Raw genomic sequence first — 17,814 nt, 5'->3', positions numbered from 1 at the left:
ATCTCTGAGCTGACGTACCGCCTTCGACCATGCCAAAAAACACCAAGATTCTGCCAAAATCGCCGCGCCCGCTTGTGGTCGTACTCGCCTATGACGGACTGTGCACCTTCGAGTTTGGCGTAGCGGTCGAAGTCTTTGGTCTGCCGCGCCCGGAACTGGGCGCAGACTGGTATCGCTTTGCCGTCGCGTCGGTCGATGCCGGTCCACTCCGCGCGACCGGCGGCGTGCGGTTGATGGTGGATGGGGGACTGGAACTGTTGGCTGAGGCCGATATCGTTGTGGTTCCCGGCTGGCGAGGCAGCGACGCGCCGGTACCCGAAGCCTTGTGTACCGCGCTGCGTGCCGCGTGGGCGCGAGGTTGCCGTCTGTTGTCGATCTGTTCTGGCGTGTTTGTACTGGCAGCGACAGGGTTGCTGGACGGGCGCAAGGCCACCACTCACTGGCGCTACACGGACACGCTCCGTCAGCGTTTTCCGGCTATCGAGGTGCTTGATGACGTTCTCTACCATGATGCCGGACTGTTGCTGACCTCGGCGGGCAGCGCAGCGGGGATCGATCTGTGTCTTTATCTGATCCGCGAGGACTATGGTCTTGAGGTTGCCAACAGCGTTGCCCGACGGCTGGTAGTGCAGCCCCATCGCGATGGCGCACAGCCACAGCAGCTTCTGCGCCCCGTTGCCCGGCAGCGTGAAAGTCAGACGCTGGGCCAGTTGTTTGATTTTCTGCATCAGAATCTGACGGTGAATCACGATACCGCCTCGCTGGCCAAACGCGCCGGGATGAGTCCGCGGACGTTTTTGCGTCGTTTTACCGATTGTACCGGCACCACGCCTGCACGCTGGATCCTCAACGAACGCTTATTACGGGCGCGCGATTACCTGGAAAACTCACCGCTCAGCGTGGAATTGATCGCGGAACAAACTGGTTTTGGCAGCGCCGCGTTATTTCGCCACCATTTTCGCCACATGTATTGTCTGTCTCCTTCACAATATCGAAAGAAATTTACGCTTATCGCTAAATAATCACCTAATTCAGCTTTTGTTTAGGTTAAAGCTGCTATTATCTCTTTCACCAACCAAATTAAGGTAAGCGAGGAAACACACTACTCATTAAATGGAGGCAAACATGCTGGGTAATATGAACGTTTTTATGGCCGTTCTGGGAATTATTTTATTTTCTGGATTTCTGGCCGCGTATTTCAGCCACAAATGGGATGACTAATGAACGGAGAAAGTCCTGAACCGATAAGGCCCCTTGTCGCATCACTGCACAAGGGGCCATTTTTTATGGCTGACGGGCAAAAAAAACCGCCGGATAACCGACGGTGAATGCTTGCATGGATAGATTTGTATTTTACTTTTTCCACCGTCCCGCCACTCCCGGCAGCGACAATGGATCACTTACACCTTACCACGCCGATTCTCAATGAATGTTAAACGGCAGGCGCTAAGATTGAGGCGTTTCTCGTTTCCACTCTTTTTTACTCTGGCAAGATGCAGTACGGGAAGACCACGGCTCAACAGAGCGTGTATTCTGTAAGTCTTGCGTTTCGGGACGGGAATTCCAGCGTTTTCTCTGTAATTTCTTGCCCATGAACAGCTGCATATTACCTCCGGTTGTCACTGCTTTAATCCATTAATCAATTTGTTGAAGGGAATGTAGCATATCGAGTGCAGGTTAATGTCAATAAACCGCCTGTTTTGTAAAGGCGGCAACCCACCACGAATTATTGGCAGCGAAAACGTCAACTAGCGGTTTAATTTACCGCGGCGCTAACTGACTGAGAATGGTGTGCCCCAGATAATTACTCCAGTTAAAACTATTTTGCAGAACCACCACCGCATTCTGGTTCTTTTTATCAAAGCCAATATAACTGGAATAACCGCCAATATATCCGACCTGATATGTGATCTGACGATCGGCTAACGTATCGGTTACCCATGCAATATTTGCGGCTTCTTTCTGACGATAAAACTGGGTTCTGGCGACGTCCGCAAATGCACGGGCAAGCCCGGCATTGTCTTGCGTGGCAAAATGCGCTCGCGCATAGCCCGCCAGATCGCGCGCACTGCTGTATAAACTCGCCGCCCCGACCATATTGTGGTTAAACGTCCAGTCAGGCGTCAGTTCACCGCGTCGAATAAACTTGGGCTGATCTCCCGCGTGACCTAATGCGCGATACGGATAGGCGTTGAGCGTCATGGGCTCAAAACTGCTGTTGTTCATCTGTAATGGCTGGAAAATCAGACGATTCGCCAGCGACGGGATCGACTCGCCGGTACGATGCTGCACGATGAAACCGAGCAGCGCGTAACCGATATTGGAATAGTGCGGCACGCGTGCCTCGGGCGCGGTGAAGTCGGCAAGAGAAGTCAGCACCGTATCGTTATCCAGTTGGGTATAGAAATTCTCCCCCGTACTGAAATAGCGCAGGAGATTTTCCAGAGTCAACAGATCCATCGGCTGTCTGGGCAGACCGGAGGTATGCGTCGCCAGTTGCAGCAGGGTAATCTTTCTGGCGTCATCGCTCAGCGGCGTATCTGCTGGCAGTAGCTGCGCCAGCGTGTCGTTCCAGTGCAGCACGCCCTGATTCACCAGCACGGTAGTGATTTCGGCCGTTACCCCTTTACTCAGCGACCCCAGCGCAAACAGCGTGTCCGGGGTGATCGGATATTGATGTCGGCTGTCGGTCACACCGTAACTGTGGAACTCAGCGGGTCCGTTATGTTGAATGACCGCAACCACCATTCCGCTCACCTGCTTTTCCTGCATATACTGGTGGATCATCGGATCGATACCGCGCGCATAGTACCCCACCACCGCCTGCGCACTCTGTTCGGCAGGCATATTCAACTGCGATAAGGTGCTGTTGCTACAACCAGTCAGCAGCAGAGCAGAAGAAAGAAGGAGTGGCGCGGACGCTTTCATGAGCAGAAAGTCGCCTGAAGGATATCAGCGCAGAAAGGCAGGAAAACAGGCATGTACAATACGGACTCCGGAAAAAGGAGCCCGCATTGTACATCAAGTTGCTAATAATGAAGTGTCGATTGTGTTATCCCGCCAGGCCACGATGTTTGAGCATGTGCTCGATCTGTGGCTCACTACCCCGCCATGCCGGGTAAAGGCGTTCTAAATCTTCACTGTTGCCCCGTGATAAAATCGCGTCACGGAACCGCTGGCCGTTATCACGCGTCAGTCCGCCCTGCTCCACAAACCACTGATAGCCGTCATCCGCCAGCATTTGCGTCCACAGATAGGCATAGTAGCCTGCCGCGTAACCGCCCCCAAAGATATGGGCAAAATAGCTGCTGCGATAGCGCGGCGGCACCGCCGGAAGATCGAGTTGCTCCGCCGCCAGCCGTTGTTTTTCAAATGTTTCAACGTCCTGAGGGGGTTCGTCAACAGACAGACGGTGCCAGCCCATATCCAGCAGCGCGGCGCTAAGCAGTTCGCTCATGTCATACCCCTTATTGAACAGGCTGGCCTTACGCATTTTGTCCTGTAACGCCTCTGGCATTTTTTCGCCGGTGACCGCATGGCGGGCATAGCGGTCAAACACCGTCGGATGGCTCGCCCAGTGTTCATTGATTTGCGATGGAAACTCGACGAAATCACGCGGCGTATTGGTTCCCGACAGCGACGCATAGCGCTGTGATGCAAACAGTCCGTGCAGGGTATGGCCGAACTCATGGAACAACGTGATGACATCATCCCAGAGTAACAGCGCGGGCTGTCCTGAGGCGGGCTTCTGATAATTACAGACGTTGTAAATAACCGGCTGGGTTTCGTTGAGCGTCGACTGCTCGACGAAATTGCCCATCCAGGCACCGCCGCTTTTCGAATCCCGGGCAAAGAAATCGCCGTAAAAAAGCGCCAGCCCAACACCGTTATGATCGAAGATTTCCCAGACGCGCACATCCGGATGGTAGACCGGAATATCAAAGCGCTCGATGAATTTGATGCCAAACAGCTGGTTGGCGGTCCAGAACCCCCCTTCGTGCAGAACGGTATTCAGTTCGAAATACGGTTTGAGCTGTGATTCATCTAACGCGTATTTCGCACGCCGCACCTGCCCGGCATAAAAAGACCAGTCCCAGGCCTGCGCGGTAAACCCACCCTGTTCATCGTCAATTACCTGTTGGATATCGGTCAGTTCACTCAGCGCCCGTTGGCGCGCAGCAGGGACGATCGCGCGCATAAAGGCCAGTGCGGCCTCCGGCGTTTTTGCCATCTGATCGGCGATTTTCCACGATGCATAATCGGCAAACCCCAGCAGTTGCGCCTGGCGGGCGCGCAGGGCTACCAGCCGCTGAATCAGCGCACGCGTGTCATTGTCATCGCCTTTTTCGGCACGACGCCACCCGGCGTTAAACAGATTCTCCCGGGTCTGGCGATCGCGCAGTGCACTTAATGCCGGCTGTTGCGTGGTATTCAGCAGTGGTATCAGCCATCCCTCGGCGAGCCCTTTTTCGCTCGCCGCCTGTCGCGCGCTGGCGATCTCTTCCGCGCTGAGCCCCTCCAGTTGATGGGCGTAATCGACTACCAGTCCGCCAGATTTATTCGCCGCCAGCAGGCGCTGGTTAAACTGGCTGGTGAGCGTCGCGGCTTCGGTATTGAGCGCCCGGAGTTGCGCTTTATCGGCATCGCTCAGTTGGGCCCCGGCGAGAACAAAACGCTGGTGTGTCACCTCGATCAGACGCACGGATTCATCGTCGAGCCCCAGCGCATCACGTTGTTGCCAGACGCAATCAACGCGGGAAAACAACGCGCGGTTCAACCAGATATCATTCGCCAGTTCCGCGAGCTCGGCAGAAAACGCCTCATCGAGACGCTGAAGTTCATCATGCGTATGTGCCGCGGTCATGGCGAAGAAGACGCTGGTGACGCGGGTTAACAGCTCACCACTTTTCTCCAGGGCGAGAACCGTATTGGCAAAATCCGGGGCCGCGCTATTAGCAATTATGGCGGCGATGTCCGCGCGCTTTTGCTTGATCCCTTCGTCAAAGGCGGGACGATAGTGTTCCGTTTTAATCAAATCAAAACGGGGCGCCTGATACGGTAACAGGCTGTGGCTAAAGAACGGATTCGTTAACGACATCTTTCACTCCTGAAAACGATTTGTTCAATAGAGTAGGCTTCAGGGTAAAAGACCGCAATCCTGTAAAACCAGGGTTACCCGTGAGAGCGGATCACATGCTATGGTAGTCAAACGTAAAAAGCGTTGAGGAACAGTGAGATGATCGTTTTAGTAACCGGAGCAACCGCAGGTTTTGGTGAATGCATTACACGTCGTTTTGTTGAGAACGGGCATAAAGTCATTGCCACTGGCCGTCGCCAGGAACGCCTGCAAGAGTTAAAAGAGTCGCTGGGTGATAACGTGCTGATCGCGCAACTGGATGTGCGTAACCGCGCAGCCATTGAAGAGATGCTGGCATCGTTACCTGCCGAGTGGCGTGACATCGACCTGCTGGTCAACAACGCCGGGCTGGCGCTGGGTCTGGAACCTGCGCATAAAGCCAGCGTGGAAGACTGGGAAACCATGATCGATACCAACAACAAAGGGCTGATTTACATGACCCGCGCCGTCCTGCCGGGCATGGTCGAGCGTAACCGTGGGCATATCATCAACATCGGCTCTACCGCAGGCAGTTGGCCTTATGCTGGCGGCAACGTGTATGGCGCGACCAAGGCGTTTGTACGTCAGTTCAGTTTGAACCTGCGTACCGACCTGCACGGCACGGCCGTTCGCGTCACGGATATCGAGCCGGGTCTGGTGGGCGGCACCGAGTTTTCTAACGTGCGCTTTAAAGGCGATGACAATAAAGCGGGAAAAACCTATGAGAACACTACGGCTCTGACGCCGGAAGATGTGACCGAAGCGGTCTGGTGGGTCGCCACCCTGCCTGCCCATGTGAACATCAATACGGTAGAAATGATGCCAGTGACGCAATCTTTTGCCGGACTGAGCGTTCATCGCGGTTAATTTGCCTCCCGGCCCGCGGGCCGGGTATAGCTCGCGACAAAAAAGTGGTAGAATTTGTGGGTTAATTTTCTAAAAAGTAAGAGCGAATGACCGTCGAAACGCAACTCAATCCTACACAGCCCGTAAATCAGCAGATTTATCGCATTCTTCGCCGTGACATCGTGCACTGCCTCATTGCGCCAGGCACGCCGCTGTCCGAAAAAGAGGTGTCTGTTCGCTTCGATGTGTCTCGCCAACCGGTGCGTGAAGCGTTTATTAAGCTCGCGGAAAACGGCTTGATTCAGATCCGTCCGCAGCGCGGCAGCTACGTCAACAAGATCTCCCTCTCGCAGGTGCGAAACGGCTGTTTTGTCCGTCAGGCTATCGAATGCGCGGTGGCGCGGCGGGCCGCAGCCCAAATCACCGACAGTCAGTGCTATCAGCTTGAACAGAATCTTAATCAGCAGCGGATTGCGATTGAGCGCAAACAGCTGAATGATTTCTTCGAGCTGGATGACAATTTTCACCAGAAGCTGGCAACCATTGCGGACTGCCAGCTGGCCTGGGACACCATCGAAAATATCAAGGCCACCATCGACCGTGTGCGTTATATGAGTCTTGATCACGTCTCTCCACCGGAAATGTTGCTCCGCCAGCATCTCGATATTTTTTCAGCCCTGGAAAAGCATGACGCCGATGCTGTCGAGAAAGCCATGACTCAACATCTGCAAGAAATCGGCGAGTCGGTCCTGCTGATCCGCCAGGAAAACAGCGATTGGTTCAGCGAAGAGTAATTCCCCTGCCTCATCTCTCGTGAGATGAGGTCTCTCCCTCCCCCCTGCATGTCTACATCAAAAAAGATGTGAGATTGATCAAAAACAAAAAAAATCCTGACTGATAAGCGTATTTATATAGCGCCCGTTACGTGGGACCTGAGCCCACGGGCTTTGACGGTAAGTTAGAAAGGAGAAAATACCATGATGACATACGATCGTAACCGTAACGCAATCACCACAGGCAGCCGTGTGATGATCAGTGGCACCGGCCATACCGGTCGCATTAAAGCGATTGAGACCGAAGGCCTGGATGCGGCGCAAATTCGTCGTGAAAAAACAGTCGAAGTGGAAGGCTGTGAAGGCAAATTTGCCCCGGTAGAACTGATTCGTCTCGGCATGAACTAATGGTGTGAGTGCCGGATAATGCCTTGATTATCCGGCAGTCCTGAGGCATTTACTTCACGTTTGCTGCATACTTTGCCACGGTGGCTTTCGCCCCTTCCGCCAGCAGCGTCTGATACGCGTCTTTCACGGCCTGCGTGAATAACGCGACCTGCGGCAGTTCGTTACCAAAGATTGCCTCAATAGCCAGCAGCGCTTCAACACGGCTTTCGCCTTCCGCACTGTTTTGTACCGCCTGTTGGATCACTGGCAGAAGCGGATCGTTGACTTCAATGGCATTTCCCTGCTCATCCACGCCGCCGACATAGCGCATCCAGCCCGCCACGCCCAGCGCCAGCAAATCAAAACGACTGTTATGTGCCAGATGCCAGCGTACTGAATCGAGCATCCGCTGAGGTAATTTCTGGCTACCGTCCATCGCAATCTGCCAGGTACGGTGACGCAGCGCCGGGTTGCTGTAGCGTTCAATAAGCAGGTCTGCATAGCGGGTGAGATCCACCCCCTGCACTTTCAGCGTGGGCGCCTGCTCGTTGAGCATCAGTGCGCGGGCAGCTACCCGATAATTTTCATCACCCATGCAGTCGTTGATATGCTGATACCCGGCGAGATAGCCCAGATACGCGAGGAATGAGTGGCTGCCGTTGAGCATCCGCAGTTTCATCTCTTCAAACGGGATCACGTCAGAGACCAGTTCTGCCCCGGCTTTTTCCCACTGCGGACGACCGGCAACAAAGTTATCTTCAATCACCCACTGACGGAATGGCTCGCAGGCCACACCGGCCGGATCGCGCACGCCGGTCAGGTTTTCAATTTTATCCAGCGTGTCAGCGGTGACGGCCGGAACAATGCGGTCAACCATCGTCGACGGGAACGTGACGTGTTGTTCGATCCATGTGGCCAGTTCGGCGTCCACGGCACGCGCGTAAGCGGTGACCACGTTACGCATCACGTGACCGTTTTCCGGCATGTTGTCGCAGGACATCACGGTGAAGGCGGCTAAGCCCGCCGCTTTACGGCGCGCCAGCGCTTCAACCACCACACCCGGCGCAGATTTCGGCTGATGTGGGTTTTGCAGATCGGCTGCGATCATCGGGTGATCCAGCATCAATTGTCCTGTCGCCGGGGAATGGCAATACCCTTTCTCAGTAATCGTCAGTGAAACAATCGCAACCTGTGGTTCACACATCGCCGCCAGCACGCTCTCCAGCCCGTCAACCTGAGCATGCAGCGCCTTTTTCACCACCCCCACGACTCTCGCGGTCCAGGCATCGGCAGACATTTCCGCCACGGTATAGAGATTATCCTGCTGTTTGAGATCGGCGATCTGCTGTTCCCCGCCGATCAGGTTCACTTCGCAATATCCCCAGTCGCTGTTGTGCTCCGCCGCCAGGATATCGGTATAGACGCCCTGGTGCGCACGGTGGAAAGCACCAAAACCAAGATGAACAATACGCGGGATCAGTCGGTTGCGATCGTAGTCAGGAAGCGTCGCTTTTGCCGTTAAGAGCTTGTTTTGCATTGTATGACCTACTTTGAATGAAATCAGGACGGTTCCAGAGTAACGCCTGTATGGTTGTATGTTTTGATTTGAATTAATCTTTTTCCAATTGGTATAACATCATTTGAAAGTTATGTGACAGGATGCAATTCCTGATGCTGAGCCTGACGCCCAGGGCAGGATCCCTGGGCTGAGTGATGGCTGCATCCCTGCAGCCATTAGGTGACAATCTTCTTAATCGTGCTTGCGCCACTCCTGGTATTCACGCTTGAGTCGCTGTGGCGCCGTTTCAGGCATCATGAGCAAGCCGATAACAGAAATGATGCCGAGAACAATCACATAGCTTGCTAACCCGTAGTAATGCCCACCGGTCATCTGCAAAATCTTCACTGCCACCAGCCCCAGCACCCCGCTGCCAATCAGTGAACCCAATTGCCAGATTAAAGCGATGCCGCTGCAGCGAATATGCGTCGGGAACAGCTCCGGGAAGAACGATGCCTGCGGTGCGTAGCACATGCTATGACCAAAGCTAATGACGATGATCATCACCAGCTGCGTCAGCCAGAAATTGTCCTGATTAATGGCCAGGAAGAACGGAATAATCATTATGACCTGAATCAGCGCGCCCATGATATACACCGGCTTACGACCAATTTTGTCACAGAGCGCCCCCATCATGGGTATGGCAAGCACTTCGATCACCACCGCGATGATCATGGTTTCCATTAAGATATTGGCATCCAGATTATTGGCTTTGCCGTACGCCAGGACGATTACCGTGAACATGGCAAACGTACAGGCTTCAATCAGTTTTGCGCAGACGCCTTTTACCACAATGCCAGGAAAATCGCGGATGACTTCAATGAGTGGACGGGACTCTTCTGCTTTCGTCTCACGAATCTGCGCAAAGACAGGAGACTCATCGATTCTCAGGCGAATAAACAGGCCAACGATCACCAGCAGCAGACTAAGCAGGAACGGAATACGCCAGCCGTAATCCATCATTGCTTCAGGAGATAAGGTGGCATTGAGCAGTGCAAACAGTGCCATCGGTAACAAAAAGCCGACCGGCGCACCAATTTGTACCCAACTGGCAAAGAATCCGCGCCGTTTAGGTTCGGCATATTCTGCCGTCATCAAGACCGCCCCGGCCTGTTCACCCCCGACACCAAACCCCTGGAGTACGCGAATGAAGATCAACAGAACGGGTGCCCAGACACCGATTTTTTCGTACGTTGGCAATAAGCCAATGCAGAATGTCCCGAGCCCGACAATCAGTATCGTGATAACCAGCGCTTTTTTACGCCCCACTTTATCGCCGATATGTCCAAAGACAATTCCGCCCAAAGGCCTTGCCAGGAAGCCCACCGCATAAGTGGCAAATGCGGCCAGCGTACTGATTAACGGATCGTCACTGGGGAAAAACAGGTGACCAAAGAACAGCACTGCCGCAGTGCCATAGGCAAAAAAGTCATAGTATTCAGCAGCTGTACCAATCGCTGAAGCAGAAGCGACGCGACGAACTACGGGTTTGCTATCAACATCATTTTTAATATCAACGGAACTAACCATAAATAATTACCTTCGTTGGTTCAGAGGTGAACAACATCCGTGTCGTATAAATGTTAACTTACCAGTTCCACAAGGTGCCATCTTCAAGCCGGGCAACCGGCAGATAGGCGGGGTCATAGGGATATTTCGCCGCCAGTTTTTCATCGAACTCGATACCCAGTCCCGGCTTCTCGCCCGGATGCATATAGCCGTTGTCAAAGGTCCAGTTGTGCGGGAAGACTTCCAGCATCTGTTCGGAATAGCCCATGTATTCCTGCACGCCAAAGTTCGGTACCCATAGGTCAAAATGCAGCGCAGCGGCCATACAAACCGGAGAAAGATCGGACGGGCCGTGTGAACCGGTACGCACCTGGTAGAGCGAAGCGAAGTCGGCGATGCGACGCATGCCGGTGATCCCGCCCGCATGGGTGATCGTGGTGCGGATATAATCGATGAGCTGTTCTTCAATAAGCTGCTTGCAGTCCCAGATGCTGTTGAAGACTTCACCGACGGCAATCGGGGTCACCGTGTGCTGACGGATCAATCGGAAGCACTCCTGGTTCTCGGCAGGCGTCGGATCTTCCATCCAGAAAAGGCGATAATCTTCAATGCTTTTACCAAAGCGCGCCGCTTCTATGGGCGTCAGGCGGTGGTGCATGTCGTGAAGGAGATGCTCGTTAAAGCCGAACGTATTGCGCACCGCCTCGAACAGTTTCGGCGTGAAATCAAGATACTTTTCCGTCGACCACAGTTGCTCTTCCGGCCACTGTCCTTTCGTGGCGGGTTCATAGGCCTGCCCTTTTCCCTTTGCCATGCCGTAGGTGGTTTTCATACCTGGCACGCCGCACTGAACGCGAATGGCTTTGAAGCCCATCTCTTTATGGCGTGCATAGTCTTCCAGCACATCATCCACGGTGTGACCGGTGGTGTGACAATAAACCATCACCCCTTCGCGTGATGCGCCGCCAAGCAGTTGATACAGCGGCATGTTGGCGGCTTTCGCTTTGATATCCCACAGCGCCATGTCGACGGCGGAGATAGCAGACATGGTCACCGGGCCACGACGCCAGTACGCGCCTTTATAAAAGAACTGCCAGATATCTTCGATGCGGTGCGCATCACGACCGATCAACTGTGGGCAAAGATGATCTTTCAGGTAAGACGCGACGGATAACTCACGTCCATTCAGCGTGGCGTCTCCAAGACCGGTGATACCGTCCTCGGTCGTAATCTTCAGTGTGACAAAGTTACGTCCCGGACAGGTGACAAAAACCTCAGCCCCTACAATCTTCATTTTTTCTTCCTGGTTCTGTGTGGTGATGGTGAGAATCTACGCAATACATATACTACCATACAAGTATGAACGGTTTATTTTTCAATCTTGATCACAAAAATCACGGGCTATAAAAAGGAGGCTTTTCAGGGAAAACGTCTGGCGGATGCCTGAACAGAGAAACAGCAGACACCTTAATCCATTGAATTTAAATAAGAATAAAGAGGGATTTACGAGAAATGACACATGTCATATACATCAAGAGCATGACACATCTTGCGCAGAGAACGCTTAGCCGCGCCCCCATCCCGCTACAATAATCAGCATTCCGCACAAAGCGATCAGCGCCCCGCTCCAGTCATACAGGCTGAGTTTGACGCCATCGACCACGCGCAGCCAGATCAGTGCGGTACAGACATAAACGCCACCGTATGCGGCATACACCCGACCGCTGGCGGCAGGATGCAGCGTCAGCATCCAGACGAAAAGCGCCAGCGCAACGCCTGCGGGTAACAACAACCAGACGGTGGCTCCCCGCTTCAGCCAGAGCCAGGGAAGAAAGCAGCCGATAATTTCGCAAAGCGCAGTGGCAAAAAAAAGCAGCGTGGTTTTAAGCATCTGAATCGTTCATTGACCTGAGGTTCAGGCATGATACGCCATAATCCCCCGATCTTATCCATAACCTTGCGGCGGGTATGCCCTGCGCAAGGAATGGTGTAGAATTTGCCTGCAAATGATGCTTTTTGCGTCGCTCATAAAAGGAACTTGCCATGAACATTACGCTTCGCAAACGCCTGTGCCTGACGGCAATGCTGCTGCTGGGTGCTGTCGTCTACACCGCGACCGCGCAGGCTGAGACCAGCCGACTGGTGATTGAATCAGGCGATAGCGCCCTGAGCCGTCAACAGGCGGCCATGCAAAAAGAACAGTGGGATGACACGCGCAGTCTGCGTCAGAAAGTGAACAAACGCGCGGAAAAAGAGTGGGATAAAGCGGATGCCGCCTTTGATAACCGCGACAACTGCGAACAGAGCGCCAACCTGAATGCGTACTGGGAACCGAACACCCTGCGCTGTCTGGATCGTCGCACCGGTCGCGTGATTGCCCCTTGATATAACGCGTTAAAAAGACATTAAGGATTAGGTATGACAAGCGCCCTCAGTGTTAAGCTGCGCCCGCTGGAGCGTGAAGATTTACGTTTTGTCCATCAACTCGACAACAACGCCAGCGTGATGCGCTACTGGTTTGAAGAGCCTTACGAAGCGTTCGTCGAGTTGTCCGATCTCTACGATAAGCACATTCACGATCAAAGCGAACGCCGTTTCGTCGTGGAATGTGATGGCGAAAAAGCGGGCCTGGTCGAACTGGTTGAAATTAACCATGTCCACCGTCGGGCTGAATTTCAGATCATTATTTCCCCGGAATACCAGGGAAAAGGTCTCGCCTCACGGGCCGCTAAACTGGCGATGGACTACGGATTTACCGTACTTAACCTCTATAAGCTGTACCTCATCGTTGATAAAGAGAACGAGAAGGCGATCCACATCTACCGTAAGCTGGGCTTTATGGTCGAAGGCGAGCTGATTCATGAATTCTTTATCAACGGGGAATACCGCAATACGATCCGGATGTGTATCTTCCAGCATCAGTACCTGGCAGAGCATCGCTCGCCGGGATCGACGATGCTAAAACCTACCGCGCAGTAACCGCTGCGCGGTCCTCTCAATAGTAATCGATGGTATTTTTGATCGTGTAGTTGTGCTCGACCGCGGGTTTGACGCTTTCATCAACGATCACCAGCGTACAGTCGGTGGGATTGGCATGACGGTCATAGTCGCAGGTCTGTTTAACGTTCCCCAAAGGGTGATCGTTAAGCAGACTCACCGCCGTGTAATCCAGCTTCTTGCGCGGATCGGTCGAGGGTTTCGCGCTGACGGATAACGTCTGCTCCTTGCTGATCGTGGTCTTGCCGAGCGGATACCCTTCCGCATCATAGCGGTACTGGACTTTCATCTCTTTTCCCGTTGCCGCAACGACAAAACCATTATCATCGGTATCCCAGACGACGCCCGCTGACGGCAGTTCCGCCAACTGACATTTCCCCTGCAAACGCACCTTTTTCTCCAGCGTCTCGGCATCGCGATAATAGTTCGCGTCCAGCACCAGCGCTACAGCGGTATTGTTTTCGAGATCGTGCAACTCAAGCGAGTCAAAACAACCTTCTTCAGACAACGTACCGTTGACGCGCTTCGTCACTTCTCCCTTCTCATTAAGCAACGTCTGGCTGAAATCTTTTACCGGCCCGCGTAAGGGATCAAAGTCAAATTCATTAGAAAAGCTGGCCATTTCCGGCGTAAAGGAGAGCGGCGTTGCGCTGTTGTCACATCCCACCAGCGCAACACCAAGCGACAAAAGAAATATCTGTTTTTTCACAGGTTCCCCAAGAGAAAAAGATGATCTTCAGTCATAGTAGCAAAGACTGTCGTTTACTGTATACCTGCGCGAAAGTGGCATAAACAAGGGTAAATCGTGAGCAGAATTCACGGTTTCCTCTCACGTTAATTGATCAAGATCAAACCAATGTGTATCTGTTTTTTACAGTATTCCTAAAAAATACGCCTCGTGGCATTTAAGTAATGATTACCCGTCAAATGACTAGCCGATGAGTCATTCCTTTGACAATGAAAATGACTCATCCTGCCTATCCATTATCTCATTGTATAAGGATAATTATTTGTACAATTCCTATTATTTTAAATAGCCTTAATAAGATATATTACTTGCAAAAAAAACATATAAGATCTTATATAAGAAAATAAACATTATATTAAATAGATAAAACCTATTAAAGGTTCCAATAATTCAAAGATAAAACCATTTCGTTATTTTCAATGATGCAAATAAAATATGCCTTAGATAAACAATATTTATTTACACATATTATATCGCGTTCAACATAAAAGCATTAAGAGATTGTTTTAAAGACGAAATGTTATTTTCAACACCAGGCACTCTCTTATGGAAGAGACAATTATGAAAATTAAATACTTGCACCACCCAAAATCAATGCTCGCAATCGCTGTGGCACTGGCTGTACAAACTGCCGCCGCAGCGAATGTGGATAATATCAATCTGTTAGCTGTTACCCCTCCGACCGGAGGCAACAGTATTGTCCTTGTTAATAATAATGACACACTCACCCTTTCTAACACAGAAAATACTGAGAGTTACTGGAATAACTTCAGTACATTACGTGTTGGAGACGCTAGCGCCGGATCAATGATCATTGACGGGCGGGATATTCTGACAACAACAGGGGCGGAAATTGGCCGTGCGGCGACAGGCTCCGTGACATTAACCAATGGCGCAACCTGGGAACTGAATAATTCGTTAATTCAAATTGGTCTGGAGGGCGGTACCGGCATACTGAATGTACATAACGGTAGCAAAATCACCGGTATTGCTGGATTACGCGTTGGCGAATTTTACGAAACGGGAGAGGGTCTACTTTCCATCGACGGTGCTAATTCATCCGTTGCGACCAACCATATTATTGTTGGGGATCAGAATCACGGTAAATTATTGATTACCAATGGAGGTAAACTCTCAACGACGGAGCACATGAGTATTGGCTACGTCGGCGTGACAGATAATAGTAATCGCAACGGTTTTGGTGAAACATTGGTCGACGGCTCGGGCTCCACCCTGGATGTGGCAACGGCCATCAATCTGGGCGGATTCTCTACAGCGAATAACACCGCGAAGGGGATCCTCACCGTCAGCAATGGGGCAACCGTTAAGTCCGGATCGTTGATCCGTCTCGCCTATGGCAACGGTAGTACCGGGATTTTAAATATCGGCGGCGCGCAGGGCGAAGCCGAACAGGCGGCGGGTAACATTGAGGCGTCTCGAATTTATCTAATGAATAACAGCGGCTTAAGCACCGCTCTTCTGAACTTTAACCACTCAAGTCAGGACTTCGTGCTGGCATCACGAATCTACGGTAATGGTGAAGTCAATCATGTTGGGTCCGGTATCACCACGCTCACAGGAGCCAATACCTACAGCGGCAACACGCTTGTCTCCAGAGGGACGCTGCGCGCAGGTGCGGAGAATACGTTTAGCGCCGCGTCAGATTACACCGTCAGCGAAGGCGCCAGTCTGGATCTCAATGGTTATTCGCAAACCCTGAACTCGCTGGATCTGGCAGGTACAGTAACGCTCTCCTCCCCATCACAAGCCAGAGCGGCCTTTACGCCGACCACGTTAACCATCGCGGGCAACTACGCGGGTAACAACGGTCTGCTGGCCTTGCGTACCGTACTGGGTGATGACCTTTCCGCGACTGATAAAATGATTGTCCGTGGTGACACCAGTGGCACTACACGTGTCAGCGTCACCAACGCTGGCGGCGGCGGTTCGCAGACGGTAGAAGGCATCCCTATTGTGGAAGTGGAAGGTGCCTCTAACGGGACCTTCGTCAAAGAAGGTCGTATCGTCGCGGGTGCTTACGATTACAACATCATTAAAAAGAACAACCAGAACTGGCATCTGACCAGCGAGGCGATTCCGGATCCGTTACCGCCAGATGAACCCGCGCCAGCCTCACCGGAAACGCCAGAGCAGCCTATTCCCCAGCCTGGTGAACATCAGTATCGCCCGGAAACCGGCAGCTATCTGGCGAACACCCTTGCCGCCAACACGCTGTTCACCACCCGGCTTCACGATCGTCTGGGCGAAACCCAGTACACTGACGTCTTTACAGGCGAGCAGAAGGTTACCAGCCTGTGGATGCGTCATGTCGGTGGGCATAACCGCTTCAAAGACAGTTCCGGGCAGATCAGCACCCAGAGCAACCGCTACGTGATGCAACTGGGAGGCGATATCGCGCAATGGAGCACCGACGGTCTCGATCGCTGGCATCTGGGTCTGATGGCCGGTTACGCCAACAGCAAGAGCCGCAGCCACTCCAGCCTGACCGGATACACCTCTCGCGGGGAAATCAGCGGCTACAGCGCCGGTCTGTACGGCACCTGGTATGCCAACGACGCCGATAAAACCGGTGCGTATGTCGATGGCTGGATGCTCTACAACTGGTTTGACAACACCGTGTCCGGACAGGGCCTGGCGTCTGAAAAGTATGACTCGGACGGCATCACCGCCTCTGTCGAAACAGGCTACACCTGGAAACTGGCCGAATTCAGCGAGCGTAACGCGCTGTACATCCAGCCTAAAGCGCAAATCACCTGGATGGACGTGCAGGCTGATACGCACGTTGAGAAAAACGGCACCCGGGTGGTGGATAAAACCGACGGCAACCTGCAAACGCGTCTTGGCGTCAAAGCCTATCTGCAAGGCCATAACGCCATGGATGACGGCAAAGACCGCACCTTCCAGCCGTTCGTCGAAGTCAACTGGATCCACAACACGCAGAATTACAGCGTACAGATGGACGACATCAACAGCGACGTAAAAGGCAGCCGCAATATTGGCGAGCTGAAGGCGGGTGTTGAAGGCCAACTGACGAAGAACATCACCCTGTGGGGTAACGTTGCCCAACAGATTGGCGATAACGGTTATAAAGATACGCAAGGTATGCTGGGGCTGAAATACAGCTTCTAATCCCTTCCCCCATGGCGACATGGAGATTTATCACAAACCCTGACCTTGTCAGGGTTTGTGTGTTTAGGGAGTAAAGCGATCTTTCAGATTCATCAACAAGGTTGGCGGCCATGACAAATGCTTGCACTCGCAATGCTATGCTTATTATGAGCATCTCAACAATGGAGCTGATGATGAAATTATCCCGAGGACTACTGACAGGCATTCTGCTGACCGCCTCCCCGCTGGTTTTTGCCGCCCCTGACTCCTGCGAACTCGTCAAGAGTGATATTGAGCAGCGCATCATCAATAACGGCGTGCCGGAGGCCAACTTCACCCTGAGCATCGTACCAAACGATCAGGCCGATCAGCCGGACTCACAGGTCGTCGGACATTGCGCCAACGACACACATAAAATTCTTTACACCCGGACCAGCAGTGGTAATGCCCCTGCCAGCACCACGCCTTCTCAGGAAGGTGCCAACGCCGAACCCCAATAATTCCGCCTGTTTTTTCCCCTCCGGCAACGGAGGGTTCCCTCACTTTGATATGCATTAATAACCAATACCCATTAAGGGGTAAAATTCATTTCTGTTTAGCATGTCTCTGATATCGATATAGAAAATATTATACAGCGATCTGTTTTGAAGGTGCGGCATCTGCACAACGCCCTCCACACCACGTTGATTAAAACAGAAAAAATGCGAATGGCTGTTCCCCGGACAAGGAAGCAACCAGGCCAGTTTTTGAC

17 protein-coding genes are annotated in these 17,814 nt (G+C 52.6%); 10 read left to right on the top strand and 7 right to left on the bottom strand.

Translation table 11 applies throughout. The annotated features are described in order from the left end of the window. The first annotated feature begins 29 nt into the window (after positions 1 to 29). The 3 genes from ftrA to ACQ0PY_RS11570 all read left to right on the top strand — a co-directional run bounded on the left by ftrA (position 30) and on the right by ACQ0PY_RS11570 (position 1,328). On the top strand, positions 30 to 1,022 hold the full coding sequence (gene ftrA / locus ACQ0PY_RS11580; RefSeq protein ID WP_109740229.1) for a transcriptional regulator FtrA: 993 nt from the start codon (positions 30 to 32) through the stop codon (positions 1,020 to 1,022). A 103-nt stretch (positions 1,023 to 1,125) separates the two neighbouring features. After that, positions 1,126 to 1,221 carry a protein MgtS gene (gene mgtS / locus ACQ0PY_RS11575; protein WP_000901367.1) on the top strand — a complete coding sequence of 32 codons (96 nt, stop codon included), beginning with the start codon at positions 1,126 to 1,128 and terminating at the stop codon, positions 1,219 to 1,221. Beyond that, positions 1,221 to 1,328, top strand: a complete 108-nt coding sequence (locus ACQ0PY_RS11570; protein WP_224267578.1) for a hypothetical protein — start codon at positions 1,221 to 1,223, stop codon at positions 1,326 to 1,328. The genes mgtS and ACQ0PY_RS11570 overlap by 1 nt, the downstream gene beginning before the upstream one ends. Positions 1,329 to 1,761: 433 nt before the next feature. On the opposite strand, the gene ACQ0PY_RS11565 is transcribed toward ACQ0PY_RS11570, so the two are convergent. Then, positions 1,762 to 2,928: a serine hydrolase domain-containing protein gene (locus ACQ0PY_RS11565; RefSeq protein ID WP_109740228.1), complete on the bottom strand. Its 1,167-nt coding sequence runs from the start codon at positions 2,926 to 2,928 to the stop codon at positions 1,762 to 1,764. Positions 2,929 to 3,052: 124 nt separating this feature from the next. Continuing rightward, positions 3,053 to 5,098: a peptidyl-dipeptidase Dcp gene (dcp, locus tag ACQ0PY_RS11560; protein WP_109740227.1), complete on the bottom strand. Its 2,046-nt coding sequence runs from the start codon at positions 5,096 to 5,098 to the stop codon at positions 3,053 to 3,055. Positions 5,099 to 5,236: 138 nt separating this feature from the next. Between dcp and ydfG the strand changes: the two genes are divergently transcribed. The 3 genes from ydfG (at position 5,237) to ydfZ (ending at position 7,143) form a co-directional block, all read left to right on the top strand. Next, positions 5,237 to 5,983, top strand: a complete 747-nt coding sequence (ydfG, locus tag ACQ0PY_RS11555; protein ID WP_043000738.1) for a bifunctional NADP-dependent 3-hydroxy acid dehydrogenase/3-hydroxypropionate dehydrogenase YdfG — start codon at positions 5,237 to 5,239, stop codon at positions 5,981 to 5,983. 86 nt (positions 5,984 to 6,069) lie between these two features. Further along, on the top strand, positions 6,070 to 6,756 hold the full coding sequence (locus ACQ0PY_RS11550; RefSeq protein WP_043000739.1) for a GntR family transcriptional regulator: 687 nt from the start codon (positions 6,070 to 6,072) through the stop codon (positions 6,754 to 6,756). Positions 6,757 to 6,939: 183 nt separating this feature from the next. Beyond that, positions 6,940 to 7,143 carry a putative selenium delivery protein YdfZ gene (gene ydfZ, locus ACQ0PY_RS11545; protein WP_042319125.1) on the top strand — a complete coding sequence of 68 codons (204 nt, stop codon included), beginning with the start codon at positions 6,940 to 6,942 and terminating at the stop codon, positions 7,141 to 7,143. Between the two features lie 49 nt (positions 7,144 to 7,192). Here the strand turns inward: ydfZ and ACQ0PY_RS11540 are convergent, their stop codons facing one another. From ACQ0PY_RS11540 to ACQ0PY_RS11525, 4 genes are all read right to left on the bottom strand, one after another. Next, entirely contained in the window at positions 7,193 to 8,659 is a 1,467-nt protein-coding gene (locus ACQ0PY_RS11540) for a mannitol dehydrogenase family protein (RefSeq protein WP_109740226.1), read from the bottom strand. Positions 8,660 to 8,872: 213 nt separating this feature from the next. Next, positions 8,873 to 10,210, bottom strand: a complete 1,338-nt coding sequence (locus ACQ0PY_RS11535; RefSeq protein ID WP_043000741.1) for an MFS transporter — start codon at positions 10,208 to 10,210, stop codon at positions 8,873 to 8,875. Positions 10,211 to 10,268: 58 nt separating this feature from the next. Further along, positions 10,269 to 11,483 (bottom strand): starvation-sensing protein RspA, encoded by a 1,215-nt coding sequence (gene rspA / locus ACQ0PY_RS11530; RefSeq protein WP_043000742.1) that lies wholly within the window; start codon positions 11,481 to 11,483, stop codon positions 10,269 to 10,271. Positions 11,484 to 11,753: 270 nt separating this feature from the next. After that, on the bottom strand, positions 11,754 to 12,080 hold the full coding sequence (locus tag ACQ0PY_RS11525; RefSeq protein ID WP_044268057.1) for a YnfA family protein: 327 nt from the start codon (positions 12,078 to 12,080) through the stop codon (positions 11,754 to 11,756). A gap of 152 nt (positions 12,081 to 12,232) precedes the next feature. Here ACQ0PY_RS11525 and ACQ0PY_RS11520 point away from each other — a divergent pair, with 152 nt between their 5' ends. After that, positions 12,233 to 12,574: a DUF1283 family protein gene (locus tag ACQ0PY_RS11520; RefSeq protein WP_043000744.1), complete on the top strand. Its 342-nt coding sequence runs from the start codon at positions 12,233 to 12,235 to the stop codon at positions 12,572 to 12,574. 33 nt (positions 12,575 to 12,607) lie between these two features. Continuing rightward, positions 12,608 to 13,168, top strand: coding sequence for a spermidine N1-acetyltransferase (speG, locus tag ACQ0PY_RS11515; RefSeq protein ID WP_043000745.1), 561 nt, complete (start codon positions 12,608 to 12,610; stop codon positions 13,166 to 13,168). Positions 13,169 to 13,184: 16 nt separating this feature from the next. Here the strand turns inward: speG and ACQ0PY_RS11510 are convergent, their stop codons facing one another. Beyond that, positions 13,185 to 13,895, bottom strand: a complete 711-nt coding sequence (locus ACQ0PY_RS11510; protein ID WP_044258857.1) for a YnfC family lipoprotein — start codon at positions 13,893 to 13,895, stop codon at positions 13,185 to 13,187. A 600-nt stretch (positions 13,896 to 14,495) separates the two neighbouring features. Between ACQ0PY_RS11510 and ACQ0PY_RS11505 the strand changes: the two genes are divergently transcribed. Continuing rightward, on the top strand, positions 14,496 to 17,084 hold the full coding sequence (locus ACQ0PY_RS11505) for an autotransporter outer membrane beta-barrel domain-containing protein (RefSeq protein WP_109740626.1): 2,589 nt from the start codon (positions 14,496 to 14,498) through the stop codon (positions 17,082 to 17,084). Positions 17,085 to 17,254: 170 nt separating this feature from the next. Then, a complete protein-coding gene (locus ACQ0PY_RS11500; RefSeq protein WP_150547209.1) occupies positions 17,255 to 17,563 on the top strand; it encodes a DUF1161 domain-containing protein in 309 nt (102 codons plus the stop codon). Positions 17,564 to 17,814 lie beyond the last annotated feature (251 nt).

The organism is Citrobacter sp. LST-B2 (genome assembly GCF_057983045.1).
The sequence above is the reverse complement of the archived record's forward strand: the minus strand, read 5'-3'. Positions and strand labels throughout refer to the sequence as shown.